Origin of the sequence: Actinomadura montaniterrae (genome assembly GCF_008923365.1) — a bacterium.
Taxonomy (GTDB): Bacteria; Actinomycetota; Actinomycetes; order Streptosporangiales; family Streptosporangiaceae; genus Spirillospora; species Spirillospora montaniterrae.
This window is the reverse complement of the sequence record NZ_WBMR01000504.1, coordinates 1-584: the sequence shown is the minus strand read 5'-3', so window position 1 is coordinate 584 and position 584 is coordinate 1. Positions and strand designations below refer to the sequence as shown.

General features: G+C 77.4%; 1 protein-coding gene. It reads right to left on the bottom strand.

Annotation, left to right across the window (positions count from 1 at the left end; translation table 11 throughout):
• Positions 1-275, bottom strand: a 275-nt coding sequence (locus F9B16_RS50545; RefSeq protein WP_192809428.1) for a TetR/AcrR family transcriptional regulator, incomplete at its 3' end; no start/stop codon positions are given.
• Positions 276-584 lie beyond the last annotated feature (309 nt).

Here is a 584-nt window from a genome sequence, read left to right as displayed (position 1 = left end):
ATGCCGTCGACGACCGCGCGCAGCGCCTCGGGCGGGCCCGCGGCGGACGCCGCCCACGAGCGCATCTCCGCGGTCAGCAGCGCGCCGTCGCGGCGGAACATCGCCAGCAGCAGCGCGTCCTTGGACGCGAAGTGCCGGTCGAACGCCTCGCCCGGCAGCCCCGCCGCCGCGACCACGTCGCCGACGGTCACCGGGACGCCGTTCGCCGCCGCCAGGCAGCGGTACGCGGCATCGATGATGCGGACCCTCTCGGCGGCCTCACCCGGTGCCGTCACGGCCCCTCCCCGCACGCCATCGTCCGGACGTCCCGGGCGCCCCGCCGAGCCCCGGGAGCCTCCACCCTAACCCGGCGCCCGCCCGCACGTCCGTCCCCACCGAGGCCATGCCGGGGTAGCCGGACGGCCCGGTTCAACTCGCTCACCTGCACGGACTCGGTGGGTGCCGGGGCCGCGCGGGGGACCGGCGCGGCGCTACACTCGCGTCCCGGTAGAGATCATCGCGCGGATCCGCCGTCCCGCCGGAGGGTCCCCGGGCGAGAGGGACCGGCGTGCACATCTCGATAGCGGACCTCGCGGACGGCGCGG